The 26,225-nt window shown below is 46.9% G+C and carries 34 protein-coding genes, 1 tRNA gene and 1 pseudogene; 34 read left to right on the forward strand and 2 right to left on the reverse strand.

Going from position 1 to position 26,225, the window contains the following annotated elements:
- Positions 1-75: 75 nt before the first annotated feature.
- Complete coding sequence (locus D1841_RS13090; protein WP_160643773.1) at positions 76-783, reverse strand: hypothetical protein; 708 nt, start codon at positions 781-783, stop codon at positions 76-78.
- 221 nt (positions 784-1,004) lie between these two features.
- The gene (locus tag D1841_RS13095) at positions 1,005-1,634 is read right to left on the reverse strand and encodes a LexA family transcriptional regulator (RefSeq protein WP_160643771.1); all 630 of its coding nucleotides are present in this window, start codon (positions 1,632-1,634) and stop codon (positions 1,005-1,007) included.
- Positions 1,635-1,845: 211 nt separating this feature from the next.
- Here D1841_RS13095 and D1841_RS13100 point away from each other — a divergent pair, with 211 nt between their 5' ends.
- From D1841_RS13100 to D1841_RS13265, 34 genes and pseudogenes are all read left to right on the forward strand, one after another.
- Entirely contained in the window at positions 1,846-2,052 is a 207-nt protein-coding gene (locus D1841_RS13100; RefSeq protein WP_160643769.1) for a helix-turn-helix transcriptional regulator, read from the forward strand.
- A gap of 68 nt (positions 2,053-2,120) precedes the next feature.
- Positions 2,121-2,921, forward strand: coding sequence for an ORF6N domain-containing protein (locus tag D1841_RS13105; RefSeq protein WP_160643767.1), 801 nt, complete (start codon positions 2,121-2,123; stop codon positions 2,919-2,921).
- 14 nt (positions 2,922-2,935) lie between these two features.
- Complete coding sequence (locus D1841_RS13110; RefSeq protein ID WP_160643765.1) at positions 2,936-3,370, forward strand: helix-turn-helix domain-containing protein; 435 nt, start codon at positions 2,936-2,938, stop codon at positions 3,368-3,370.
- A 21-nt stretch (positions 3,371-3,391) separates the two neighbouring features.
- A complete protein-coding gene (locus D1841_RS13115; protein ID WP_347564042.1) occupies positions 3,392-3,781 on the forward strand; it encodes a hypothetical protein in 390 nt (129 codons plus the stop codon).
- Positions 3,782-3,793: 12 nt separating this feature from the next.
- Positions 3,794-4,066, forward strand: a complete 273-nt coding sequence (locus D1841_RS13120; protein WP_160643763.1) for a hypothetical protein — start codon at positions 3,794-3,796, stop codon at positions 4,064-4,066.
- Positions 4,063-5,379 (forward strand): DEAD/DEAH box helicase, encoded by a 1,317-nt coding sequence (locus D1841_RS13125; protein ID WP_160643761.1) that lies wholly within the window; start codon positions 4,063-4,065, stop codon positions 5,377-5,379. The genes D1841_RS13120 and D1841_RS13125 overlap by 4 nt, the downstream gene beginning before the upstream one ends.
- 225 nt (positions 5,380-5,604) lie before the next feature.
- The gene (locus tag D1841_RS13130; RefSeq protein ID WP_160643757.1) at positions 5,605-5,796 is read left to right on the forward strand and encodes a hypothetical protein; all 192 of its coding nucleotides are present in this window, start codon (positions 5,605-5,607) and stop codon (positions 5,794-5,796) included.
- A gap of 13 nt (positions 5,797-5,809) precedes the next feature.
- A complete protein-coding gene (locus D1841_RS13135) occupies positions 5,810-7,564 on the forward strand; it encodes a hypothetical protein (RefSeq protein ID WP_160643755.1) in 1,755 nt (584 codons plus the stop codon).
- A 49-nt stretch (positions 7,565-7,613) separates the two neighbouring features.
- Positions 7,614-9,503: a phage/plasmid primase, P4 family gene (locus tag D1841_RS13140; protein ID WP_160643754.1), complete on the forward strand. Its 1,890-nt coding sequence runs from the start codon at positions 7,614-7,616 to the stop codon at positions 9,501-9,503.
- A 2-nt stretch (positions 9,504-9,505) separates the two neighbouring features.
- A complete protein-coding gene (locus D1841_RS13145) occupies positions 9,506-10,087 on the forward strand; it encodes a class I SAM-dependent methyltransferase (RefSeq protein WP_160643752.1) in 582 nt (193 codons plus the stop codon).
- Between the two features lie 16 nt (positions 10,088-10,103).
- Positions 10,104-10,400, forward strand: coding sequence for a hypothetical protein (locus D1841_RS13150; RefSeq protein WP_160643750.1), 297 nt, complete (start codon positions 10,104-10,106; stop codon positions 10,398-10,400).
- 3 nt (positions 10,401-10,403) lie between these two features.
- Positions 10,404-10,745 (forward strand): hypothetical protein, encoded by a 342-nt coding sequence (locus D1841_RS13155; protein WP_160643748.1) that lies wholly within the window; start codon positions 10,404-10,406, stop codon positions 10,743-10,745.
- Positions 10,738-10,944: a hypothetical protein gene (locus tag D1841_RS13160; protein ID WP_160643746.1), complete on the forward strand. Its 207-nt coding sequence runs from the start codon at positions 10,738-10,740 to the stop codon at positions 10,942-10,944. The genes D1841_RS13155 and D1841_RS13160 overlap by 8 nt, the downstream gene beginning before the upstream one ends.
- On the forward strand, positions 10,941-11,132 hold the full coding sequence (locus tag D1841_RS13165; protein WP_160643743.1) for a hypothetical protein: 192 nt from the start codon (positions 10,941-10,943) through the stop codon (positions 11,130-11,132). The genes D1841_RS13160 and D1841_RS13165 overlap by 4 nt, the downstream gene beginning before the upstream one ends.
- Positions 11,122-11,766, forward strand: coding sequence for a site-specific DNA-methyltransferase (locus D1841_RS13170; protein WP_160643741.1), 645 nt, complete (start codon positions 11,122-11,124; stop codon positions 11,764-11,766). Before D1841_RS13165 ends, D1841_RS13170 begins: the two co-directional genes overlap by 11 nt.
- Entirely contained in the window at positions 11,753-12,313 is a 561-nt protein-coding gene (locus D1841_RS13175; protein WP_161880007.1) for a hypothetical protein, read from the forward strand. Before D1841_RS13170 ends, D1841_RS13175 begins: the two co-directional genes overlap by 14 nt.
- A 263-nt stretch (positions 12,314-12,576) precedes the next feature.
- Positions 12,577-13,026: a hypothetical protein gene (locus tag D1841_RS13180; RefSeq protein WP_160643738.1), complete on the forward strand. Its 450-nt coding sequence runs from the start codon at positions 12,577-12,579 to the stop codon at positions 13,024-13,026.
- Between the two features lie 89 nt (positions 13,027-13,115).
- Positions 13,116-13,544 (forward strand): terminase small subunit, encoded by a 429-nt coding sequence (locus D1841_RS13185; RefSeq protein WP_371721920.1) that lies wholly within the window; start codon positions 13,116-13,118, stop codon positions 13,542-13,544.
- Positions 13,545-13,608: 64 nt separating this feature from the next.
- Complete coding sequence (locus D1841_RS13190) at positions 13,609-14,859, forward strand: PBSX family phage terminase large subunit (RefSeq protein ID WP_160643734.1); 1,251 nt, start codon at positions 13,609-13,611, stop codon at positions 14,857-14,859.
- Between the two features lie 88 nt (positions 14,860-14,947).
- Entirely contained in the window at positions 14,948-16,435 is a 1,488-nt protein-coding gene (locus D1841_RS13195; protein WP_201751316.1) for a phage portal protein, read from the forward strand.
- Between the two features lie 98 nt (positions 16,436-16,533).
- Positions 16,534-16,608, forward strand: a tRNA-Glu gene (locus tag D1841_RS13200).
- A 25-nt stretch (positions 16,609-16,633) separates the two neighbouring features.
- Positions 16,634-18,511 (forward strand): minor capsid protein, encoded by a 1,878-nt coding sequence (locus D1841_RS13205; protein ID WP_160643732.1) that lies wholly within the window; start codon positions 16,634-16,636, stop codon positions 18,509-18,511.
- 13 nt (positions 18,512-18,524) lie between these two features.
- Positions 18,525-18,689 (forward strand): hypothetical protein, encoded by a 165-nt coding sequence (locus D1841_RS13210; RefSeq protein WP_160643730.1) that lies wholly within the window; start codon positions 18,525-18,527, stop codon positions 18,687-18,689.
- A gap of 135 nt (positions 18,690-18,824) precedes the next feature.
- Entirely contained in the window at positions 18,825-19,469 is a 645-nt protein-coding gene (locus D1841_RS13215) for a phage scaffolding protein (protein ID WP_160643728.1), read from the forward strand.
- 34 nt (positions 19,470-19,503) lie between these two features.
- The gene (locus D1841_RS13220; RefSeq protein WP_160643726.1) at positions 19,504-20,484 is read left to right on the forward strand and encodes a DUF5309 family protein; all 981 of its coding nucleotides are present in this window, start codon (positions 19,504-19,506) and stop codon (positions 20,482-20,484) included.
- Positions 20,485-20,499: 15 nt separating this feature from the next.
- Entirely contained in the window at positions 20,500-20,817 is a 318-nt protein-coding gene (locus D1841_RS13225; protein WP_160643724.1) for a hypothetical protein, read from the forward strand.
- Between the two features lie 9 nt (positions 20,818-20,826).
- A complete protein-coding gene (locus tag D1841_RS13230; RefSeq protein WP_322170310.1) occupies positions 20,827-21,216 on the forward strand; it encodes a hypothetical protein in 390 nt (129 codons plus the stop codon).
- Entirely contained in the window at positions 21,213-21,893 is a 681-nt protein-coding gene (locus tag D1841_RS19900) for a LysM peptidoglycan-binding domain-containing protein (RefSeq protein WP_201751315.1), read from the forward strand. The genes D1841_RS13230 and D1841_RS19900 overlap by 4 nt, the downstream gene beginning before the upstream one ends.
- Positions 21,894-21,907: 14 nt before the next feature.
- Entirely contained in the window at positions 21,908-22,870 is a 963-nt protein-coding gene (locus D1841_RS13240) for a hydrolase (RefSeq protein WP_160643722.1), read from the forward strand.
- Positions 22,863-23,273, forward strand: a complete 411-nt coding sequence (locus D1841_RS13245) for a DUF2577 domain-containing protein (protein WP_160643720.1) — start codon at positions 22,863-22,865, stop codon at positions 23,271-23,273. Before D1841_RS13240 ends, D1841_RS13245 begins: the two co-directional genes overlap by 8 nt.
- Positions 23,270-23,671 carry a DUF2634 domain-containing protein gene (locus tag D1841_RS13250; protein WP_160643718.1) on the forward strand — a complete coding sequence of 134 codons (402 nt, stop codon included), beginning with the start codon at positions 23,270-23,272 and terminating at the stop codon, positions 23,669-23,671. The genes D1841_RS13245 and D1841_RS13250 overlap by 4 nt, the downstream gene beginning before the upstream one ends.
- A complete protein-coding gene (locus D1841_RS13255) occupies positions 23,671-24,906 on the forward strand; it encodes a baseplate J/gp47 family protein (RefSeq protein ID WP_237076362.1) in 1,236 nt (411 codons plus the stop codon). Before D1841_RS13250 ends, D1841_RS13255 begins: the two co-directional genes overlap by 1 nt.
- Positions 24,907-24,916: 10 nt before the next feature.
- On the forward strand, positions 24,917-25,612 hold the full coding sequence (locus tag D1841_RS13260) for a putative phage tail protein (RefSeq protein ID WP_160643714.1): 696 nt from the start codon (positions 24,917-24,919) through the stop codon (positions 25,610-25,612).
- A gap of 23 nt (positions 25,613-25,635) precedes the next feature.
- A pseudogene (locus tag D1841_RS13265) lies at positions 25,636-26,225 on the forward strand (hypothetical protein); the annotation flags it as partial.

Raw genomic sequence — 26,225 nt, forward strand, 5'->3', positions numbered from 1 at the left:
TCTGTGGGGCTATTGTGGGCCTGTCCCATGATTTCCCTTGCCGCTTCCGGTGCGCCAACACCGGGGGCGGCTTTTTTACTTTTCTAATAATTCAAGTTCTTGTTCAATGTAACGAACAATTTCAGTGTATAAATCAAGACAATCTATATCAAATTCATCTTGATATTTCTGAAGCTGTTCCAAATATTTATTCCAGTTATTTTTCTTTCCCCTTGGTGTAGACAGGGAAGAAACTTTTTGCTTGACCTGTTCAAAAGATGCCTTCAAAAGCCGTTCTTTCTGTGATTCTGCAAGTGAAAACATTGTGGTTACGACTTCTTGGGTTCCACGGATTCCCTTGATTCGGGCCTGTTCTGCTTGCCGTAAAGTCAAAGCCTTTTGTTTTCCAAGTTCTGACCGCATAAAGAAAGTTTCAAAATTTGTGGTGGTTTGTATTAGTCTGATACAATCATCTAAAATACGAAAATCATTTTGGGCCTGAACCAAAGTATATGATTTTCGCATATCTCGCAAAATTTCCTTTGGTGGAATATCATGGGTTACTGTGGTTTTGATAGTTACACCTAATTCTGGAATATCCCTTTGGGCCGTGGTGGAAAAATCTTGTTGTTTCCTTTTCCTTGATTTCCGTAACAGAAGAAATAAGAAAATAACGAACAAGGCAATCAACACAATGAATATTGGGCGCTGTTCTAATGGAGCCGTGGAAAACATACTGGCATAAGCTATAATTCCGCCACCAAAAAAGAATATACCAAGCCCTTTGGCAAGTTTTTTCATCATGTTACATCCTTCCTGATCTGTTCCGTGGAAAAAGCAGTAATTTCAATGAATTTTATAGTTGGAACACACGGAACAGATTTCATATTTCTTTTATTAAAAAATATAAAAAATATATAGATATGTATATAAAAGAAAATGGGCTATTTTTCTGTTCCGTGTGTTCCAACCCATTGAAATACCAGTGTTTTCAAGGGTTTGGGTATGGAACCCATTGGAATAGATTATTTCAAATCACTTTGGAAGGCAACTGCTTTTCCAATAATTCTGATGTGGGAAAGTTCTTCCCCGGAATAACGCATAGTTTTATATTTTGGATTTTCAGGAAATAGCAAAAGTTCATTTTCTTCAGGATTATATTGAACCCGTTTCAAAGTGGCTTCATCTTCAATTAGAACGGCGGCAATTTCTCCATCTTCCACCATTTCTTGCTTTCTGATGAAAACTATATCACCATCATAGATTCTGGCCCCGATCATAGAATCCCCTTGCGCCCTTAAACAGAAATCGGCCCGGATGTTGGCCCCAGCTTCCACATAGGCTTCAAACTGTTCATCTGCAAAAATTGAAGTTCCACAAGCAATATTTCCAAGCAAAGGAAATTTCTTGGTTTCGATCCGAAACAGATTATCCACTTGAATTTCTTCTTTCCACCCCATTAAATAGGCCGGTGTGGTATGTAACACTTGGGCCAATGCCGCTATTTTATCTCGACGCATATTGGCAATCATACCGGTTTCCCATTTTCGGACTGTGCTTTTTCCAACACCAACGGCTTCCCCGACTTGTTCAAGGGTGAGATTGTTTTCTTCCCGTAAGGCTTTGATCTTTTGCCCCATGTTGAGTTCAGCCATGTTTTATCGCTCCTTTCATTTGGATAAGTAACAAAGTTATTATAACAGGCGTGTGTCTTTTTTGCAACCCCAAAAGCAGAAAAAATAAAAAAGTTTCTTAAAATACACAAATGGGGTTGACAAGCCCCAAGGGATATGGTATTCTTTAAGTGTCCTAAATGACACACGCAAAAAAATCAAACCCCTAAAAGACACGAAAGGAAGTGAGCGCATGAACAAGGCAAAACTGGAATATGAAATGAACCTTCGTGGGGTGTCCCGATCTGATCTTTGCAAAGTCCTTGGGATTTCTCGTTCCGCTTTTTACCGTAAGTGTAACGGGATTTCGGAGTTTACCCAAGGTGAGATTCAGAAAATCGTGGACTGCCTGAACCTCAAAACCCCGGTGGGCATTTTTTTTGATGCTAAAGTGTCCTAAAAGACACACCGCCGCAAAATAACTCCCCCCCCCCATAATGGGGCGGGGGGGGGGAAGGAGTGAAAACCATGAACGAAAACAGTATTCAGGTGCTTTCCAACCAGCTTCAGGTGAAAGAATGGGCCGGTCAACGTGTGATCACGTTCCAAGACATTGACACGGTACACCAGCGGCCCCGTGGCACCGCAAGCCGGAACTTCCGGGAAAACCGGGACAAGTTCATTGAAGGAACGGATTTCTTCAAAATTTGCGCCGACGAAATTCGTCGCCGCAATGTTATGGAGATTTCCAACATGACCCGTGACAATGTGACTGTTCTGACAGAAAGCGGTTACTTGATGATCGTGAAATCCCTGCATGATGATCTGGCTTGGGAAGTTCAGCGGCTTTTGGTGAACTGCTATTTCCGGGTGAAAGAGGAAGCCGCCCCGGTGGAGGAAACCACCTTGGCTGTGGTGAACCATGAAACCATTTTGAGGGCCGCAAGCATTATGGCAAGCTGTCCCAATTCCACCCGGTATGTGCTGAATTGCTTGCGGCACATTATCCCAGACATTGACCAGCCGGAAACCGTCACCGCTATGATCGGTGAAAAGCCGGTGGAAATCCCCAAACTTCCAGCCCCGGAAACTGCTGTGGTGACAACCGCCAAGACCAAGAAAAAGCGGACATTTCCCTATTTCAACTGTGAAAAGTTGCGCCGCTTGATGGCGGAAAAGTGCTTGACTACTTATGAAGTCGCTGATCGGGTTGGATGCGCCCAAGGAACAGTGAGCGATTGGAGAAGCGGTAAGTATTATCCCGGTGGGCCTTATCGGAAAAAGCTGTGTGCGGCTTTGGGTGTGGCCCCGGAATATTTTGACAGATAGGAGTGTGAACAACCTTGAAAAATTTTAGTGAGGGCCTGAAGTATGCTATGGCCCAAGCCGATATGAGCCAATCGGCCCTGTCGGAGAAAAGCGGCTGTTCCAAGGCCGCTATCAGTCAATACCTGTCCGGGAAGAACACCCCCGGCCCCGCCAAGGTCAAGGCGCTGGCGGATGCCCTTGGGGTTTCGGTGGAATACCTGATGGGTTTTGACGTTTCCCCGGTCAAAGAACCGGCCCCATCCATTACCCGGATCGGCACCCGGCAAGCGGCCCGGTGCTTGGGTAAGTCTGAACAGTTCGTGAGAATCGGCCTTCAGCGTGGCCTTCTCCCCTTTGGGAACGCTGTTCCCGGCACCGGGAACAACTGGAACTATTACATTAACCCTGTGAAGTTCCGGGATTATGTGGGCGCTGACCGGTTCAATGAGTTTTTCGGCCTGACCGCCTGACAGATTAGGGGGGGGGAATGAGTGAAACTGAAAGGGATAGATGGCGGGGCCTTGCGCTTGCCAAAGTCTTTTTATGAACGCCCCTTGACCCCTGAAGAAGCCCAATTTGCAACAGACCATATAAACATAGTTTGGTGGTATCTGGATCAACAGGGCCTTGACCGGGCGGAATGGTTTGACGTGGTGATTTTCCGGTATCTTTTGACCGTGAAACGCTGGTTGGCCTTGCCCGATCTGCAACAGGTGAAATTTGTAACCGTGGCCTGTTCCGCTATGCGTTCTGCCATTGGGCATGAACGGGAAAAACGGGCCAAAGAACCCCGTTCTGTGAGCCTTTATGATGTTATCCCCGGTACAGATGATCTTCAGTACATTGACACCATAGCGGCCCCGGAACCCGCATTTTTATAGGAGTGTGACACGATGAAAATTCAATACAATGTTCAGCCCCCACCCAAGAAAGCCCCCTTTGGCGGGGCCAAGTGTGAGGAAGTCCAAGCCATTGAAGATTTCCTGACCAGCGGAAACGCCAAAAATATATGTTTCCAGTATGACAGCCCCAAGGAAGCCAAAAGCAAAACTTCCACGATCGCTTCCCACCGTAAACGCTGGATGGCGAAAAACCCCGGCAAGGGTTACGCCGCATACCGAGTGGGGGCGGCAATCTACATTATCCGGGAAGGGAAAAGCAAATGAACCTTTATCCCCACCAACAAAAAGCCCTTGAACTGACTGCCGCCCACAACCGATGCGCTTATTACCTTGACATGGGATTGGGAAAAACCTTTGTGGGTTCTGAAAAAGCCTTTGAATTTCCTGAAAAAGTTCTGTTGGTGTGCCAACATTCCAAAATTTCTGATTGGCTGGATCACTTCAGAACGTATTACCCCTATACCGTCTTTGACCTGACCCAAAAGAAACAGCTTGAAGAATTTATGGGAACGGTTGGGAAGTTTGCCGGGGTGATCAACTATGAACTGACCTTCAGGCGGAAGATTTTGAAATCTCTATCCGGGTTTACCCTGATGTTGGATGAAAGTTCCCTGATCCAGAATGAAACCGCCAAGCGGTCAAAGTTCATTCTTGGGCTGAACCCGGCCAACGTGGTTCTTCTTTCCGGCACCCCCACGGGTGGGAAATATGAAAAGCTGTGGAGCCAATGCCAACTGTTGGGCTGGAATATCTCAAAAGACCTGTTCTGGAAACAGTATGTTGATACTGAATGGGTTGAAAATGATGGGTTTTGGCGGCAAAGGGTTATTGGTTATAAGAATGTTGACCGCCTGAAGAAAAAGCTGGCAGATCATGGGGCGGTATTCATGACCACTGAAGAAGCTGGCCTGTCCTTACCGGAAAAGACCATGATTCAGGTGAAAACGGCACCTTCCCCGCTTTACTGGAAATTCAAGCGGGAACGGGTGGTAAGTGTGGACACCGTGAACCTTGGAGAATTTGAACTTGATTCAGATTTTTGGGGTTCCAATGAACACGCTGAAAGGGAATTGATTGGTGATACCAGCTTGACCAACCGCCTTTATCAACGGCAACTTTGCGGCCTGTATAACCCGGCCCGGTATGAAGCCTTCAGGGATTTGGTAAACAGCACGGATGATCGGTTGATTGTGTTCTATAACTTCACAGAGGAAATGGAGCGCATGAAACGCATGGTGGAAGCCATGAACCGGCCTGTTTCCATCCAGAATGGGGAAACCAAAGACCTGACCGCCTACAACTACAAGGCCGATTCTGTGACCTTCATTCAGTATCAGGCCGGGGCGAGGGGCGGAAACTATCAGAAGGCAAACAAGATCATTTATTTCAGCTTGCCGGAAAGTTGGGAACTGTGGGAACAGTCCCAAAAGAGAATCCACCGTATGGGGCAGGAACACCCCTGCTTCTATTACCTGTTGATCTGTCCCGGAACGGTTGAAGAAAATATCTTGGAAACCTTGCAAATGCGAAAGGATTACAACGATGAACTGTTCCAGAAATACGAAACGGCGGGTTAAAATCCGTTGTCCAATCAACCCTTGGCCTATTGCCAAATACGCCGCTTTAACCCTGTTTGGGATTCTGCTATTCCGGGCGGGGGCCGCAAGAGCCTTGGCGGATCGTGGGTATCAGGCCATTGGGGGTGAAGTATTCGCCCTGTTTATCCCGGTGTTCTATTGGATGTTTTCAAGGGTGATCCGGGATTTTGTGGAAGATATGAAGAAAGAATGGAGTGAAAGAAAATGATCAAGTGTGAAAACAAATGCCCTTTGGAAAAGTTTGAAGGGTGTTGCCAGTGTTGCCCGGAAAACAAGGATTGCCCGGAAGCCTGTGAACATGAACCGGGTTCATGTGGGGAAGCCACCTTTGATGAAGCAAGCGGCCTTGTGGCCTTCCAGAACACCCAGCTTGCCACCTTGAACGCTATTGCTTGATTGGCTTGTGGTGATGATTGATATTGATCGGCAAAAAGAAACTGTAATTGTCAATGATAAAGCCAAACTGGAACACTTCTATAATGAACATAAAAAGGAAATTTGGGCCGGGTTCAATAGCCGCAACTATGACCAATACATTCTGAAAGGGATTATGTGCGGTTTCAACCCCAAGGAAATCAATGACTGGATCATTTTGCAGGACAAGCCCGGTTACAGGTTTTCAAGTCTGTTCCGCAACTACCCCCTGATCAACTATGATGTGATGCCTAACCCGCCAATCAGCCTGAAGGCGCTGGAAGCCTTCATGGGCCATTCCATCAAGGAAACAAGCGTTCCTTTTGACATTGACCGCCCTTTAACGAAAGAAGAATTGGCCGAAACTATCAAATATTGCCGCCATGATGTTGAAGAAACAATCGAAGTTTGGATTAGGAGCATTGAGGAATTTAATACCACCATGTTCTTTGTCAATCATTTTCATCTTGGAAGTAACTGCATAGGAAAGACCAAAGCCCAGCTTGCGGCAACGATTTTGGGCGGCAACCGTAAAGGTAAAACTTTTGATGATGAATTTGAATTTCCTATTTTGGATTGTGTGCGATTGAATAAATACAAATTTGTTGCGAATTGGTATAAAAACCCGATCAATCATGATTACAAAAAAACGCAAGAAAATGTGATGGTTGCGGGTGTTCCCCATACGTTTGCTTGGGGAGGTGGACATGGGGCTATTCGTAAGCACCATGATTCAGGGATTTTCATGGTGGTTGATGTTACTGCCTATTACCCTTCTCTCCAAAAGCAATTCAAAATTGGGTATAGAGTGATGGATAATCCTGAAAATTTTGAATTTATCCATGATAGCAATATAGAGTTCAAACGGAAAGGGGACAAGAAAGCCCGTCAGCCTTTCAAAATTATGGATAACGCCATTTCAGGGCAAATGAAAGAACCGGGATCGTCCCTTTATGATCCTATGAGCAATAACACCATTTGTATTAACGGACAACTTTTGCTATTGGATTTGATTGAACATCTTGAAGCCGCCAACTGTTGCCGACTAATCCAAAACAATACCGATGGTATCATAATCAAGCCTAATAACTATGAACAAGACTTTGACACCATTGATGATGTGGTTTGGGAATGGGAACAAAGAACCGGAATGAGAATGGACTTTGATATTTTCATGGGCCATATTTTCCAAAAAGATGTGAACAATTACTTCTTGATTGATCGTGAAACGGGAGCCGTAAAAGCGAAGGGGGCCTATGTAAAAAAGCTGTCTGATCTGGATTATGATCTTCCCATTGTGAACCGGGCCATTGTGGAATATTTCACTAATGATGTACCCCCGGAAGAAACTGTTGGGGCGTGTACCAGCTTGCGAGACTTTCAGAAAGTGGTGAAAGTAAGTTCTAAATATCTTTATGCCCTGTATGCCCCAACCATTGTGGAAGAACGGATCAGAGATGAAAAAGGGCGTTCCAAAAAAGTGATTCGATTCCGTGGTGGGGAAGTTCAGAAAGATAAAACCTTCCGGGTGTTTGCGTCCAAAGACCACCGAAAAGGCGGTATTTACAAGGTTTCGGGCAAGGTTGTTAGGGGCCGAAAAAAGAACCCTGAAAAATTCGCTAACACCCCCCAGCATTGTTTCATTATCAATTCCAATGTTTCCACTATGCCCATTCCTGATGAACTGGACAGGCAATATTATATTGATTTGGCTTGGAAGCGTTTAGAAGATTACGGGGTGAAAAGATGAAATTGAAAATTAACCTTCAAAAGATGGCCGGGGGGGGGGGCGCTGATTCATGCAAATTTTCAGGGGCTATGTGCCCACCAAAGATAAACAGTGTTTGGAGAAATTCAAGGGCCGGAAACGGCTGAACACTCTTGAAGATGTGGCAGACCTTGACGAATACGCCGGTATTCTTGGGGCTGAAGCTATTCTGATTGATGTGGACGATGCTGAAACTTCTGATCTTCTGTTTCAGATTGTTCAGGATTTTGAATTGAAATGCCGGGTGTATCAAACCACACGGGGGAAACACTTCATCTTCAAAAATCCTGAAGGGCTGGTTGAAAAAAGCTGGACAAAGAAAACCCTTGCCCTTGGGATCACCACGGATGCCAAAGTGGGCAGGAATAACAGCTATGCAATTCTAAAATTCAAAGGGGTTGAGCGGCCTATTATCTATGACACCCCGGAAGATAAAATTCAGGAACTTCCTTTGTGGCTGACCCCGGTGAAATGCAATCAGGATTTTTTGAAAATGGGTAAAGGTGACGGACGGAATACGGCGCTTTATACCTACATTCTGACCCTGCAAAGCGAGGATTTCACCAAGGAAGAAGCCCGCGAATGTATCAGGCTGATTAACCGGTATGTTTTGGCAGACCCCTTGTCTGACCGGGAATTGGAAGTTATCTTGCGGGATGATGCCTTCAAGAAAACATCCTTCTTCAATGGTAGTACATTCCTGTTTGACAAGTTCGCTACTTATCTAAAAAACAATAACCACATTGTCAAAATCAATAACCGCCTTCACATATACCGGAATGGTATTTATGTTACCGGGGATTCCCAAATTGAAGCCCAAATGATCAAGCTGATCCCCGGCCTGAAACGGGCGCAAAGATCAGAGGTATTAGCCTATCTTGAAATCATGATTGAAGATGAAATCAAGACCACCAACCCCGCTGTGATCGCCTTCAGCAACGGCCTTTATAACATCGTGGATGGCACCTTCAGAGATTTCACCCCGGCTGTGGTTATCACCAACAAAATTCCTTGGCCCTACAACCCCGCCGCCCATTCTGACCTTCTGGATCATACCCTTGACCGGCTGGCCTGTGATGATTCTGAAGTCCGGGCGCTGTTGGAAGAAATGGTGGGCTATTGCCTGTATAGGCGGAATGAGTTGGGGAAAGCCTTCATTCTGATTGGGGATAAAAGCAACGGCAAAAGCACCTTCCTTCACATGGTCAAAAACATGATGGGGAATGAAAATATTGCTTCCCTTGATTTGAAGGAACTTGGGGACAGATTCAAGACCGCTGAACTGTTTGGAAAACTTGCCAACATAGGTGATGATATTGGGGATGAATTTATTGCCAATGCGTCAATTTTCAAAAAGTTGGTGACAGGGGATCAGGTGAATGTGGAGCGCAAAGGAAAAGACCCCTTTGAATTTATCAACTATGCCAAGTTCCTGTTTTCTGCCAATGTCATTCCCCGGATCAAAGACAAAACCGGGGCCGTTCAGCGCCGCCTTACCATTGTTCCTTTTGATGCTAAGTTTACCCCCAACGATGCTGATTTTCGGCCATTTATCAAGGATGAACTTTGTGAACAGGAACCCATGGAATACCTGATCCAGCTTGGCCTTGCGGCCCTGAAGCGAGTGTTGATCAATAATCAGTTCACCACTTCAAGCCGGGTTCAGGGACAGCTTGACGAATATGAAGAAAACAATAACCCCATTATTGGGTTTATCAATGAAGTGGGGGCTGATTGGATCGCCAATGAAGCCACAAAGACGGTTTACCGGCGCTATAAGGAATACTGCATAGCCAATAACTTCCAAGCTCTTTCAGCTATTGAGTTTTCCCGGCAAGTCTGCAAGCGCTGTGGATTCAAAACTAAGCAACTGTGGGTAAAGAAAGAGAAAACAAGTGTTTTTGTGAAGGATGGTGGTTGAGTATGGCCGGATCAAGGAAGGTGTTCAAGCCCATTGGGAGTTCAAACCATACCCCGGATGAACGGGCAGAACATGACTATTACGCCACTGATCCCCAAGCTGTGGAAATGCTGTTGGCGCTGGAAACTTTTGCCCCGGTGATATGGGAACCGGCTTGCGGGGAAGGGCATATTTCCAAGGTGCTTCAGGCCCATGGGCATGAAGTTATTTCCACTGATTTGATTTACCGGGGGTTTGGTGATTCTGAACCCATGGATTTCCTGACAGAAACCTTCCCGGATTTTGAGGGGGATATTATCACAAATCCCCCTTATTCGGCGGGATTGGAATTTGTGGAACGGGCGCTTGAAACCGTCCGGCCCGGTGGAAAAGTTGCCATGTTCCTGAAGGTGCAGTTTTTGGAGGGGAAGCGCCGGGGTAAGTTGTTCGCCAAGACCCCGCCCCGAACCGTCTACATATCTCGTTCCCGGCTATCATGTGCCAAAAACGGAGATTTCACCCATGTTGAAAATGCTATTGCTTATGCGTGGTATATATGGGAAAAAGGATTCACCGGTGATCCAGTGATTAAATGGTTTAACTGAAAAGGTGGTGAAAATCGTGAACCTGATTGTTTCCAAAATCGGCCTTCCGGCCACGCTGGAACAGCTTGCGGAAGAAGCCGCTGAACTATCCAAAGCGGCCTTGAAGCTGGCCCGTGTGATCCGGGCTGAGAACCCCACGCCGGTTGGCTATTGCCAAGCTGTGGATTCTCTTTTGGAGGAAACCGCCGATGTGCGGAATTGCCTGAATGTTTTGGTTGATGCGTTCCCTTCTTTGGTGAACACGGAACAGGCGGAAAATGAAAAATTGACCCGCTGGTTGGATCGTCTGGAAAAAGCTGACCGGGAGGGTTGAACAATGTATTTCAAGAAGTCTGGAAAAACAATCTTTGGGGTTCAACTGAACAAGGCTGAACAGAAAGCCATGGATCAAGAAATCAGGCGGCAGATTGTGGAGAATGACCGACGCTTCGATATGGACAAGGAAAGTTCCATCTTGTGGGCGCTACATACCCAATTTGGTTTTGGCCCCAAGCGGCTGAAAAAGGCTTGGGAAATGTTCTACACGGAAACTGTAAAGCTACGGCAACATTACCAAATGGGGGCGGAAGATGGGGCTTGGCTGGCCCGTCACAAGCTGAAGGAAATTGGCTGTGACATAGAAGCATGGTACAAGGAAGAAGGTGATTCGGATGCCTAAACCGTGGCAGAACGGGGAGGGTTACGCAGACCCCACGGCCTATGAGGGGTTGAAGCCCGTGATCCGGGAAGAAACAGAACAGCAACAGCGGGTTAGCGCTTTGGTTCGGGTTCTGAAGTATGTAATTGATGCGGCGGGTTTTGATCTGCTGAACAGGATTGAACTGAAAGACCGCAAGACAGGGAGGGTTTACCGGTGAGAGATTTAGAACAACGGGTTTCGGCTATGGTGGAAAAGTATATTCCTGATGCGCCTGATGCGGACAAAGTACAGATGGCGGCATTTCTGGCCTGTGAGTGTTGGAATCTGATCAATGAATCTGTGCATGATTTGAAAAAAGAGTATGAATGGGCATTGAGAAAGCGGGGTGAAACCCGTGGAACTTGATACCATATTTAATCAGGATTGTTTGGTGGGCCTGAAATCCCTTCCTGATAAATCCATTGATCTGATTCTGACCGATCCGCCTTATGGGAAGAAAGCGGATAAGGGAACCAACGGTTTTGGGGCCGCAAAGAACCGGCGCTATGCCGGGGGTTGGGATGGCATGATCCCCCCCCCTGAATTGTTCAATGAAATGTTCAGAGTTGCCCGGAACCTGATAATCTTTGGCGGCAACTACTTTGGGCATTTACTCCCACCGTCCAACTGCTGGATATTTTGGGATAAGAAAGGGGATGTGGCCTTTCAAAATCCCTTTGCTGATGGGGAATTGATTTACACCACGTTCAAAAAGCCCGTGAAGCGGATCGTGTTCAAACAACAGGGGTTTATCACGGATAGCAAAGATAAGCGATACCACCCAACGCAAAAGCCCACGGAATTAGTTCAACAGCTAATTGAAATGTTCAGCGAACCGGGCCAAATAATCTGCGATCCGTTTCTTGGGAGTGGAACCACCGCTGTTGCCGCCGTGATCACCGGGCGGCACTACATAGGATATGAAATTGATCCCGGTTACTTTCAAATCTGCTGTGACCGGCTGGATGAAGTGGAGGAAAAAACCGATGAAATCAAGTAAAATTCAAGATTGTTTCGACCTTTTGACAGCAAACGGGGTGGGAATTTCGGAAAATTTCAAGGAATTTTTGAAAAAAGCCGGATTTTTTGACCTTCCAGCGTCCACCAAATTCCATGGGGCTGAAGCTGGCGGCTTGTATGCCCATAGTTTGGCCGTGGCGGAAACCCTGATGGTTCTGACACAACGGAACCAACTGGAATGGGAGCGGCCCGGTTCCCCGGTGGTTGTGGGCCTGTTCCATGACCTGTGCAAATTGGAAGCCTATGAACCGGTTATCACCGAAAGAACAAAAACCGTGGTGAAGTATGGTTGGCAACACCGGGATGGGCGGGATCAGCTTTACACCGGGCATGGTGATAAATCGGTTTTGATACTGGCCCCGTGGATGCAGTTGACGGAAGAAGAAGTTGCCTGTATTCGCTGGCACATGGGCGCTTTTGATGATCAGGAACAGTGGAGCCATTACACCGCCGCAATTTGCCGGTTCCCTAATGTGCTGTGGACGCACCACGCTGATATGATCGCTTCCCATATTCTTCAGCGGTAGGAGTTGGGGCGCTGGATATGATGCGGATAAGATAAAAAATCAATATCTTATCCGGTGGGAAGCCTTGATATTAGTGGGTTTATGGGGTTTTGGATAGGATGGATAAGATGTAAGTATTCTTTATAAAATAAAAATAAAAAATATATAGAATATAATATATAGAGAATAGGGCCTTTTATCTTATCCATCCTATCCAAACCCTTGAAACTATTGATATTCGGGGCTTTCTTACCGGCTAAGATGTAAGAAAGGGATGTTATCCAATGACCGAAAAAGAACTTATCCAAGCGGCCAAGCGGTATCTGAACAAGGTTCAACAGACTGACCGCCTGATCGCAAGGCTGAAATCTACGATTGCCACCCTTCGGGCAGGGTTGACAAGTCAAAGTTATGAACTGAAGCCGGATAAGGTTCAGACTTCCGGCCCAGTTGATACTTTAGCGGAAACTTTTGCCCGGATTGATGAACTTGAACGGGAAATTCAGCAGGATATAGTTGACTTTGATAACTGGAAAAAAGATACATATGAGCGGATCGGACGGCTTGATGATCTTGACCAAAGAAATATCTTGATTGGCCGGTATCTGCAAGGGAAGCCATTAGAAAAGGTTGCTTTTGAAATTAACTTTTCAACCCGGCAAGTGACAAGGGTTCACGGGGCCGCTTTAGTTGCCTTTGCAGAAGCTAATGAAGATGTCCTGTCATGTCCTTGAATGGCGTGTTGATATGTGCTATACTGATAGCGTGAAAAATGCGCCAAGGGAAACCGGGGCGCATTTTTAATTTATGCTTCAAAAAGGTGGTGAATACCTTGACCCCACGACAACAGAAATTTTGTGATGAATACCTAATCAGTGGAAACGCCACGGATGCGGCAATCAAGGCGGGGTATTCTCCCAAGACCGCTAAAAATATCGGTTCTGAAAACTTGGCGAAACCTGACTTGAAAGCCTACATTGAAGCCCAGCTTGCCGCCCTTCATTCTGAAAAGATCGCTGATGCCACTGAAGTTCTGGAATACCTAACTTCCGTGATGCGGGGAAAGCATACTGAAGAAGTTCCCCTGTTATGCGGGGACGGTGTGCAGACTTTGACCCCCAAAGAGGTTGGAGCCAAAGAGCGGTTGAAAGCGGCTGAATTGATCGGCAAGCGCTTTGGCCTGTTCACTGACCGGGTGGGCATTGATGGGGCTGTTCCGATTGTCATTCATGACGATATACCGGATGATTAGAAACAGATAAGTAACAATAGGCCCCTAAAAGCCCATGAAATCAAGGGTTTGGAGATATTGGACGATGAAAAAGACACTTTCCATGCTGGAAACTGTGGGGGGCGGCTATAATAAGTTCTGGCATTTCAAAGGCCGTTACAGGGTGTGCAAGGGGAGCCGGGGGAGTAAAAAGAGTAAAACCACGGCCCTGAATATCATAAAACGCATGATGGAATACCCCGGCGCAAATACCCTGGTAGTTCGCAAGGTGTTCCGCACTCTGAAAGATTCCTGTTTTACGGAACTGAAATGGGCAATTCACCGGTTTGGGGTTGATGCCTTTTGGGAGATCAAAGAAAGCCCCCTGGAAATGACCTATAAGCCCACCGGGCAGAAGATTTATTTCCGTGGCCTGGACGATCCCTTAAAAGTCACTTCAATCACGGTTGAACACGGTTACTTGTGCTGGTGCTGGATAGAAGAAGCCTATGAAATCACCAATGAGGATGATTTCAATATGCTTGATGAATCTATCCGGGGCGCTATCCCCCCAGAAACCGGCCTGTTCAAACAATTCACTTTGACCTTCAACCCCTGGAATGAACACCACTGGTTGAAAGCCCGGTTCTTTGATAACCCTGATTCTGAAACCCTGGCCTTGACCACCAACTATTTGTGCAATGAATGGCTGGATGATGCAGATATCAAGGTTTTTGAAACGATGAAGCAAAACAACCCCCGCCGATATCGTGTAGCCGGTTTAGGCGATTGGGGCATTGTGGAAGGGCTGATCTTTGAGAATTGGGAGGAAAAGGCTTTCTCCCTGGATGCCGTAAAAAAGATACCGGGGATCAAGTCGGCCTTTGGCCTGGACTTTGGCTATACCAATGACCCCGCCGCCCTCTTTTGTGGGATGGTGGATAAGTCTACCAAAGCCATATGGGTTTTTGATGAAATCTATAAAACCGGTATGAGTAATGAAAAGATTGCCGAAGCCTTGAAGCAAGCTGGATATGCCAAAGAACGCATTAGGGCGGACTGTGCAGAGCCTAAAAGTATTGATAGGCTTTATGATTTGGGGATATCCCATATCCGTGAATCACGCAAGGGCAAAGACAGTGTGAACAATGGAATAGACCATATTCAAGATTATCATATCATTATCCATCCAAGGTGTGTGAATTTCATTACTGAAATCAGTAATTACACATGGGACACCGACACTAAGACCGGCAAGCGGTTGAACATTCCCATTGACGATTTTAACCACCTTATGGATGCTATGAGGTATGCCCTTGAAGATATCCTGATAGGGCCAACTTTCAGCTTTGATTAACAGGCTAGTAACAAGAGATCGCACAACGCCGCATTTCACGGGGCTTGTGCGATTTGTGCGTATATTATGCAATAAAAAGGGTGATTGTATGCTTTTCATGGAAACTGAAACCGCCCGGATCAACCGCTTGATTAAGGCGGGGGCTTCCGTAGGGCTGACTGAACTTGAATTCTTTGCCCGTGAAATTGTGGCTTGGGAAAAATCCCCTGAGAGGGAAGAGCAAATCTGTGGGGAAGCCTATTACAACGGGGAACATGACATTTTGAATCGGAAAAGAACCGCCATTGGCCCCGATGGAAAGTTGATCGTGGTGGAGAATCTCCCCAATGCCCAGGTGATTGATAACCAGTATGCAAAGATGGTGGATCAGAAAACCAATTACTTTGTTGGTAAGCCCTTTTCTTTTAGCTGTGACAACAAAAATTATGTTGATATTCTGAACAAGCGGTTTAACGCCGCTTTCCGCCGTACCCTGAAATATGTAGTAGAAGATGCCCTGAACGGCGGTAAAGGCTGGTTGTTCATCCATTACGATGAAAAGGGTGAGCTGTCCTTCAGGCGCTTTCCCGCCTATCAGGTGTTGCCTTTCTGGGCGGATGATGATCATACTATTTTGGATGCCGCCGCCCGATTGTATTTGCAGGAAGTGTGGGATGGCTTTACAAAGAAGATTGTTAAGCGGGTTGAACTTTTCAAACCTGATGGGGTTTACCGGTATATGTTGGAGGGTTCCACGCTGATCCCGGATGTGGAATTGGGGGACTATACCCCATATATCACGGTTAAAACGGGTGAAAAGGTGGAGGGTTATAATTGGGATCGGCTTCCACTGATTGCTTTCAAGTACAACAAAAAGGAAATCCCCCTGATTCACCGGGTAAAATCGTTACAGGATGGGATTAACGCCCTGTTATCTGATTTTGAGAACAACATGGAGGAAAACCCCCGGAATACTATTCTAATCTTGCGGGATTATGATGGTGAAAACCTTGGGGAATTCCGCCGTAACCTTGCGACCTTTGGTGTGGTGAAGGTTCGGGAAAATGGCGGGCTTGAAAGTTTGGCCGTTGTGGTCAATGCTGATAATTATAAGGCAATCTTGGAATTGTTCAAAAAGGCCCTGATCGAAAACGCCAAAGGCTATGATGCCAAAGACGATCGCTTGTCCGGCAATCCAAATCAGATGAATATTCAATCAATGTATTCTGATATTGATTTGGACACAAACGGGATGGAAACCGAGTTCCAGGCCGCTTTTGAACAACTCTTGTGGTTTGTGAATCAGGATTTGAAAACCAAAGGGGCCGGGGATTTTGAACAGGAAGAAGTTACAGTTATTTTCAACCGTGACATTCTAATCAATGAAACTGAGGCTATTGCTAACTGTCAGGCTTCCACTGGTATCATTTCCACGGAAACGATTGTTGAACAGCACCCTTGGACAAAGGATGCTAAAGCAGAAATGGAACGCCTTAAAAAAGAGAAGGAAGAAGCTATGGCTGATTATATGGGCGCTTTCCCACTCAAGCCAAAAGCCGCTTCCAGTGATTCCAATGGGGATCAGGGCGGGGATTAAGGGGAAATTTCCGCCTTTTCCTATGCCGGGGAAATATATAGGTTCAAGGTTTTCACTCCTGGCCTTGGCCGGTGCAATTCCGGCCCCCGGTATTATATGGCGTGTTGGTCAAGAGGTTAAGACACCGCCCTTTCACGGCGGGATCATGGGTTCGATTCCCGTACACGTCACCAATAACACAATAGGAGGGCTGGCCCCGTGAAAAATTCAGAATATTGGCGGGGCCGCTTTTCCATTCTGGAAAACGCCGCCCATATTCAGGCCAATAGATGTATTTCTGACCTGGAAAGAATCTATCAAGAAACTGAACAATCTGTTAGGACTGAGATAGAAAGCTGGTATGAGCGCTTCGCCGCCAACAATGGGGTTAGCCTTTTTGAAGCCAAACGCTTATTGACTACCGGCCAGTTGGAGGAATTCAAGTGGAGTGTGAATCAATACATTCAGGCGGCGCAAAAGGCCAATCTTTCCCCTGAGTGGATCAGAAAGCTAGAAAATGCTTCCACCCGGTTTCATATTGGGCGGCTGGAAGCCATTCAATTACAAATCCAACAGCAGATTGAACTTCTGTACGGAAATCAGCTTGATAGCGTGGACAATCTTCTAAAGGGGATTCTGTCTAATGGCTACACCCATTCTGCCTATGAACTGCAAAAGGGGCTGGGCATGGGATGGGATATCACCGCCTTGGATCAAAGGAAGCTGGAAACTCTGCTTTCAAGGCCCTGGACGGGGGACAAGAAAACCTTTCGGGATAGGTGCTGGGAGCATAAGGCCAATTTGACCACTGGAATTCAAACCGCCTTAACTCAGGGCCTTCTTCGGGGGGACAGTTCCCAGACCATAACGGATGCCGTAAAACACAAGTTTGGTGTTTCCAGATACAAGGCCGGGCGGCTGGTACATACGGAAACAACCTACTTCAACGCCGTTTCAGCTTTGGAAACCTACAAAGATTTAGACGTTGAAGAAATTGAAATTCTTGAAACCTTGGATCGCCTTACCTGTGAGATATGCCGTGATTTGGATGGAAAAGTTATCCCCATATCCCAATATGAACCGGGGGTAACTGTTCCGCCCTTTCACCCCAGTTGCAGGGGAACAACTTGCCCACACTTTGATGATGGGGATTTTGAACGCATTGCCCGGAAGGATAATGGGGAAAAATTCTTTGTCCCGGCCAACATGACTTATTGCCAATGGGAACAGGCTTTTCTCGGTGGAGGATCGAAAAGCGGGTTGACCCCGGTAACTGTTGCGAAAGTGATCCGGGATTACAATTCCGAATTTGGTAAGAAATTTGGAAAAGACCATTATGATCAACTAAGGGATCGTGTGGATGCCTGCGCAAACCCTGACCTTCAGACTGTGTGGGAAAAATATGAAGGCCAAATCAAGGTTGCCGATGCAAACCATAAGGGCGGGGCATACTGTTCAGGTAATAATATTTATCTAAATATTGGATCGGATGCTAAAGGCCGTTCATGGAGCGCCCCCTATGCAACTACCTTCCATGAAAGCGGCCACGCTATTGACGGGTTGACCGCCCACCTTGGAAACGCTAATGGGCAATGGCATTTTTCGTCAACTTATATGGATGGAGCGTTCCCTAAAACTATTAAAGCTGAAGTCGATGATTGGGTTAAATCAGTTCTTTCCGATATGAAGGCCCATCAAACCGACCTTCAATATTTTGTTCAAAAAGGCTGGATGGCACAATCTACGGCGGATTATTACACGGCCTATGGTGGATTCAAAGTAAGAAAGTCTTATGCTTATTCCACTGTTCAAGCTGAAGTGAAATCACTGACCCCGTTGCAATATGGTGATCTTTCTGATATATTAGAAGGGGCTACCCGTGGAAAGATTGCTTGTGGTATTGGACATGGGGCCGGTTCTTACTGGACAAACCGAACTTCTAATGGGGTTGAGTGGGGGCTTGCAACTGAAGCGTTTGCCGAAATGACTTCTGCAACAATGACTAACCCTGAAAGTTTGGCAACAATCAAAAAATACCTTCCCAAATCTTATGCTATGTATGAGGATATGTTGAAGGTGATTGCAAGTCAGCCTTGAAAGGTGTGATACCATGATTGAACTAATTGAACAATACCTTAACCAGTTCAATGAAAATTTTCCTCTGTATGCCTTAATGGGTGTTGAGGAAGCGGAAATAGAAGCCATTATTCAGGATTGCTTGGACAAGGGAACCCCATACCGGCCACCTGAAATGGATGAAAAAAACCTATACTGATGATTGAACCGCCTACTAAGGCGGTTTTTTCATACCGTTTCGCCGCTTAGAACTGTTTCGGCGGTAAACAGAACGGTTCAAATTCGTGGTTCCTTACCCACGGTAAAAAAGGATTTTGAAAGGAAGGTATCAGCTATGACAAAGGAAAAACTGATGGAAATGGGCCTGACTGAAGAACAGGCAAACAAGGTTATGGAGGGCCTGAACGGTTCCTTTGTGACCAAGACCCGCTTCAATGAGGTAAATGAGGAATTGAAAACGGCCAAGGCCACGATCACTGAACGGGATGGGCAGTTGGAAACCCTGAAGAAATCCGGGGCCGATGCCGCCACCCTTCAGGGACAGATTGCCCAGCTTCAGGCGGACAATGCCCAAAAGGACAAAGACCACGCCGCCGAGATCAAGAAAATCAAGGTTGACAATGCCGTAAAAGAAGCCTTGATTCAGGCAGGGGCTATCAATCCCGCCACCGTTACCCCGCTGTTGGCCGCTTTTCTGGAAAAGGCCGATCTTGCCGATGATGGTACTATCCGGGGGCTGTCGGATGAAATTTCCAAGCTGGCAAAGACGGAAGGCACAAGTTTTCTGTTCAAGACTGCTGATACCTCTACCACTCCAACAGTTTCCGGCGCTTCCCCTGCTGGGGGCGGCACGGTAAACCCCAGCACCAAAGCTGGCGCATATGAAACCCGCTTGACTGATGCCCGGAAGGCCGGAAATGCCGCCCTGGCTGTAGCTATCAAGCGGGAAGCCGCCGCAGATGGTGTTGAACTATTCTAAAATTAAATTCTATTAAAGAAAGGATGTTTGATTTATGCCTAACTCTGTAAATGGCACTGGCAACACTTTTAATCTGCCCAACTTCGCCGGGGAACTGTTTACCGCTTCCCCTACCCGTACCCCGTTTCTGTCCATGATCGGCGGCTTGTCCGGTGGGCGCAAAACCGACAATGACCGGTTCCCTACCGGCCAGTTGTACGAATTCCCCGAACCCGCCCAGCCGGGTATTTCTGAAACGGCTTCCGAAACGGCCCCCGAGGCCACGGCGATTGTGCGTGAACAGAAATACAACGTCACGCAGATTTTCCATGAAACTATTTCCATCACCTACGCCAAACAGGCCAACCGGGGCAAGCTGTCCGGCCTGAATACGGCGGGACAGGCGGCAAACCCCACTTCGGAACTGGATTGGCAGATTGCCCGCCGCCTGGAAAAGATTGCCCGTGATGTGGAACACACTTTCATCAACGGCATTTATGCTGAAGCTACTGCCGCCAATGTGGCGAACAAGACCCGTGGTATGCTGGAACTTTGTTCCACCGGCACCCACATTGACGCTGGCGGCGCTGAGCTGACTGTTGATCTGCTGAAACAGTTGTTCAAGGCCATGGCGGATGCCGGGGCCTTTTTCGGCAACATGGTTCTTTTCTGCGGTTCTGAACAGAAGCAGAGGATCACCAGCCTGTATGAAAAGCAGTTGTCCTATAACGCCCCGGCCCCCCGGAATGTGGGCGGCATGAACATTCAGAAGCTGGAAACAGACTTCTTTGAAATGGGTATCTGCTACAACCCCTTCATGAAGCCCGGCACTTTGGGTGTATTTGATGTTTCTGTGTGCGCTCCGGTATTCCAGGATGTTCCCGGCAAGGGTACATTGTTCCTGGAGGACTTGGCGAAAGTGGGCGCTTCTGACCGCAAGCAGATTTACGGGGAAATCGGCCTTGATCACGGCCCTGCTTTTATGCACGGCACTATTACCGGCCTGAAGGACAGCGGCGCAACCGCCACGGAATAAGGGGAGGAACGCAAGATGTTTACTATTTCTGGAAAACAGAAGTTTGGGGCGGTTTGGCATGATGGGCGCTGTATTGTCCGTTTTACTAAAGGCGTGGCCCATGTGGATAACCCGGAAGATGCCAAATATCTGGAAAGTTTGGGCTACACGGTAGAGGGTCAGCAGATGCCCCAGGAACCGCCCCCGAGTGAACCGGATGGGATTACACCCCCTGCGGACGATCCCGCCCCTGATGGGGCACCGAGCGAACCGGATGGGGATTCCCCCACGCCTGAACCCGAAGAAGTTCCGAAAATGGGTGTGAATTCCCGCCGTGGGCGCAAAGCCAAGTAAGAAAGGCGGGTGAACCCGTTGCGTGAAGATGTTATTTCCCTGTTAAATGCTTTTGGCGTAACGGGGGCGGAGGCTGATCCGCTGATTGATTTTGTCTTGGATTCCGTGGTGGAGCGTGTCAAGAATGAAACCAATCTAAATACAATTCCCGAGGGCTTGAAAAAATTGGCCGTGGAAATGGTCTTGGGGCAATACCTGAGCCTAAAGAAAAACCTTGGGCAGTTAGAGGGCTTCGACCTGGAAGCGGCGGTCAAGCAAATCCAGGAAGGGGACACCAACACGGTTTTTGCCATTGGGGAGGGCAACACTACCCCGGAACAGCGCTTAGACACGCTGATCAACTACCTGATAAATGGGCGAAACCGTGAATTTATCCGGTATAGGAGGGTGGTTTGGTGAACGCACAGAGAAAAGCCCTTGAACGGATGTGGAAAGACCGTTGTACCATCCTTTGCCAAAAGAAGGTGACAAACCCTGATACCAAGTTGACGGATTTTGAAGAAGCTCCGCTTTTGGAAGATGTGCCCTGCAAAAGCGCCGGTTTAACTGATGTTACATTTGACCTGTTACTTCCCCAAGTTCCTTACCCCTTTGCGGCTTCCCCTGAAAAGGCTGAATACTACTTGAACAAGTTTGAAAAGCTGAAAACAAGTAAACAGCCTTTTCAGTGGATTCTTAACCGGCAAATGCCCAAAGGGGCAAAGCTGTTTTACACCAACTTAACTGTTTCTCTGGAAGATTATCAAATTGTTGATGATGCCAGTGAAGGATTTGATATAACAGTCAAGGTGAACTTAAAACAATATAGGAACTATGGGACAAAGACTGTAACGATCAAAGAGCCTGAAAAGCCCGCTGAAAAGCCAAAGGCAACAGTAAAACCAGCGCCCAGGCCAGCGCCTACGCCCCCAAAGCCAAAGACATACACGGTCAAGGCGGGGGATTGTCTTTGGAACATAGCCAAAAAACATTTGGGGGATGGGAGCCGATGGCCGGAAATATATAACTTGAACAAAGATAAAATCAAAAATCCAAATTTGATTTACGGGGGGCAAGTGTTGACCATGCCTTCCTGATAGGGGGTGTTCACTTGTCAGTTGAACTTCTGATTCAGCATGGCAAAACAATTCAATATCCTGTGGTAGAGGAAGGGGCACAAGTTTCTTGGGAGCGAAAGGGAACCCCCGGCAAGCTGACCTTCACCGTGGTTAAATGTGCGGGCCTGAATTTTCAAGAGGGTGATCCGGTAAGGTTATCAGTAGATGGGAAGCCATTCTTCTATGGATTCGTATTCACGAAAAAGAGAACCCCCAAACAGCCTACTATTGATGTTACCGTCTATGATCAATTACGTTACCTAAAAAACAAAGACACCATCACGGAAGAAGGGCTAAAGGCTTCCGATCTGATAAAAAGGATAGGTACAGATTTCAGGTTGAACCTTGGCACCATTGAAGATACAGGGTATACCATTGAAGCAGTGGTGGAAGAAAACCAAACCCTGTTTGACATGATCCAAAATGCCCTGGATGAAACCTTAACCAACACAAAAAAACTTTTCGTTCTCTATGACGATGCCGGAAAGCTGACCCTAAAAAATATCAATTCCATGAAAGTTGGACTACTGATAGATAAAGATACCGGTGAAACATTTGATTATGAATCAAGCATTGATGTTCAGACCTATAACAAAATCAAGCTATCCTATAATAATGAGGAAACCGGTAAACGGGAACTATTCATAGCCCAAGACGGGGCAAAGATGAACCAATGGGGTGTTTTGCAATACTTTGAGGACACCAAAACAAAGACCGGGGCCAGCGCCAAAGCGGATGCTCTTTTGAAACTTTATAATCAAAAGACCCGCAAACTGTCTATAAAGAACGCTTTTGGAGATGTACGGATCAGGGCGGGAAGTTCATTAGCTGTGGCTTTGGATTTGGGGGATATCATTACCAATAACTTCATGGTGGTGGATTCCGTCAAGCATACGTTCAAAGGGGATGAACATTTCATGGATTTGAATTTGATCGGGGGTGAATTTATTGCCTAATGCTGTGGACTTAGTAAAACAAGCCGCTGTGCAAGCGGTTGATGCAAGCAAGCCGGTTCATATGGTATTTGGTCAAGTAATTTCTGTTTCCCCGTTGAAGATTCAGGTGGATCAAAAATCCATATACACCCAAAAAATGTTGGTGCTGTCCCGGAATGTGACTGATTTTGACGTTGATATTTCAGTAAGCCATTTAACTGAAAACCGTGCGGGCGGTTCTGGTGATCCGGCTTTCGCTTCTCATAATCACAACTATCAGGGTAGAAAAAGGATAAAAATTCACAATGCTTTGGTGAAAGATGATTGGGTTGTGATGGCCCGGATTCAAGGCGGCAAACGATTTGTTGTGCTTGACCGGATAAAGCCCATACCTGAAAAAGAACTGAAAGGGGAATGGATATGATCCCGCAAACTGGGGATGATCTGCAACTGGATTTTGAGATTGAAACCTTGCCCAGCCTGACCCCCAAAATGAATCATAACACCTTGACCATTGCAGGACTGATTGATCAAAGGAAAGCTGTTGAACAAGCTGTTTTCCTGATTTTGAATACAGAAAGATATCAATGGCTGATTCACTCTTGGGATTATGGTGTTGAACTGCATAACCTGATCGGCAAAGATGTTGAATACTGTATTCCTGAAATTGAACGGCGGATCAGGGAAGCGCTTCTTCAGGATGATAGGATAACTGCCGTTGAACAGTTTGAATTTGAAGTGAACAAGAAACAAATCCATGTAACTTTCCATGTGATCAGCATTTTCAGCGAATTTGATTCAGAATTGGAGGTTGATATTTGATGTATGAAAATATCACCTATGAAGAATTAGTCAAAAGGATGATGGATCGGGCGCTTGCGTCCAATAAAAATTTGGATAGCCGGGAAGGTTCAATTCTGTGGTTGGCAGAAGCCCCAGCCGCCGTGGAATTACAAAATCTTTATATTGCCCTTGACAATATTCTGCAAGAAACTTTTGCGGACACGGCCAGCCGGGATTATCTCATTCTAAGAGCAAGAGAACGGGGGCTTTCCCCTTTACCTGCTACTGCCGCTGTTCTGGAAATGACCATCACCCCGGATGATCTGATCCTAGAAATGGGAGAGCGCTTTTCCATTGGGGAGTTAAACTATTATGTTTCCAAAAACAATGGGGGCGGGGTGTATGAAATCACCTGTGAAACTTTGGGGGAAATTGGGAATGAGTATGGCCCAACAGTAATTCCCATTGAATATGTGGAGGGGTTGGAAACGTGCCAAATAACCGCCCGCCTGATTCCCGGTGAGGACGAAGAAGATACTGAGGTTTTTCGCCAAAGGTACTTTGACAGCTTAAACCTTCAGGCGTTTGGCGGCAACCGTGCTGACTATCTGCAAAAGGTGAACGCTATCCCCGGTGTAGGCGGGGTAAAGGTTTACCGGGCATGGAACAGCGATATTGCACCGGCTACCCTGATTCCCCCGGAAGAAGCTGAATCCTGGATAGACAGCTTGCCCCAGCTACCGCCCAATATTGCAGTTTGGTTGCAAACGGTGTTTCAGGCCGGCAAAAACAAGCTGCTGACCGTGGGCGGGACAGTCAAGCTAGTTATCATTGACAGTACCTTTTTACCCCCTTCCTCTACCCTGGTTGATCAAGTTCAAACGGCCATAGACCCCACGCAAAACGCCGGGGAAGGCGTGGGTATTGCCCCTATCGGCCATGTGGTGAATGTGTTCCCTGTGACCGGGAAAACAATCAACTTGAGTTTTGCCTTGTACTATCAACGGGAATGGAGTTGGGAGGATGTCAAGCCCTATGTGGAAGAAGCCGTGAACGGCTATTTCAAAGAGTTGGCTAAGAGTTGGGCGGATAGTACCGAACCGCTGATCATTCGGATCAGCCAAATTGAAAGCCGCCTAATCGATATTACCGGTATTCTGGATGTGGCCCAAACCAAAATCAATGGGGAAGCGGCAAACTACACCCTTCCTGCTGATACGATCCCCATTTTGGGAACTTTGAGCGCCACAACTGCCACCATTGTTGGAAAGTAGGAGCGGGGCAATGGAAAGAAAACTGATTAACTATCTTCCGTATGTTGTGCGGGAGTTCAAAGAGTTTCAAGGCATAACCGAGGGGGAACAACCTGAATTTGAATTGGCTTGGGATGCCCATGAAGAAGTATTCACCAACCAGTTCATTGACACCATGGGCAACTATGGTCTTTCCAGGTGGGAAGCCATGCTGAAAATAACCCCTAAAGGAACTGACACCTTCGACACCCGAAGGGCGAGGATCAAAACCCAACTCAATAATTTTGTTCCTTACCCTATCCGGGTATTCATCCAAATGTTGACTGCCATAGCAAATGGGGAGCCTTTCACCGTGACCATTGAGCCGGGAAGTTACCTTTTGGAAATTGTAACAGAATGGGGCGCAAGCGGCCAAGTTGAAGGCTTGGAATACCTGATCGAAAATATCTTACCTTGCAATATAGCTATCAGCGCCGCAAACAAGTTGATGTGCATTGCGAGGGGAAGCGCCCTTTTGTCTGGCGGGGTATGTTTTGTCCACAACTATTTAATCACCAATGACTATAAGGAAAACAACCTGATCAGCGGTGAAACCTTTGCCGCTGGCGGCTTGGTGAACGTGGACTTCATGACCCTTACAAATGATTTCAATGAAACCTTCAGGAGTACCGGCACCGCCAATCTTGGGGGCGGGATCGTTAGAACTGAAATCATTGAAATAAACTAAAAAAACTGAAAGGATGAACGTTAATGGCAGAATTTTCCAAGCTGGTAACTACCAAAAAGGGCCAAGCGCTTATTGCCAAGAATTGGGCCGGGACTGCTGACCGGCCCAGCTTCACCAAGATCGTTGCTTCTCAGCAGACCTTGAAAGTGGAGGATTTGGAGGAACTAACCGCCCTGGACATTGTGCAGGAAGCGGAAGTTTCCCGTGTTACCCGTACCAATGAAGTTGCCGTGATGGTGGAAACGGCCTTCAGCAACAAAGACCTGACAACCGGCTACCATATGCGGGTTTTGGGCCTTTATGCCCTTGATCCCGATGAGGGGGAAATACTCTATTCCGCCGCCGTGGAACTGTCTGGAAATGACTGGATGCCGCCCTATAACGGGGTGACAGTGACCGGGGCTTATATCCAGCTGATAACCACTGTGGGTAATTCTGAGGATGTTTCCCTAATGGTAAACCCCGCCGCCCTGGCTACCATTGCCGATATCAACCGGCTTCAGGAACAGATTGACGAGATCAACAGCTTTCTGGGCGTGGGCGATTTAACACACGGCCACCCTTCCCTTTCCGTTGTCGGGGAAGCCGGGGTTCATGGGTTGCGGTACTGGAA

Source organism: Neglectibacter sp. X4, from assembly GCF_009917365.1.
Taxonomy (GTDB): Bacteria; Bacillota; Clostridia; order Oscillospirales; family Acutalibacteraceae; genus Acutalibacter.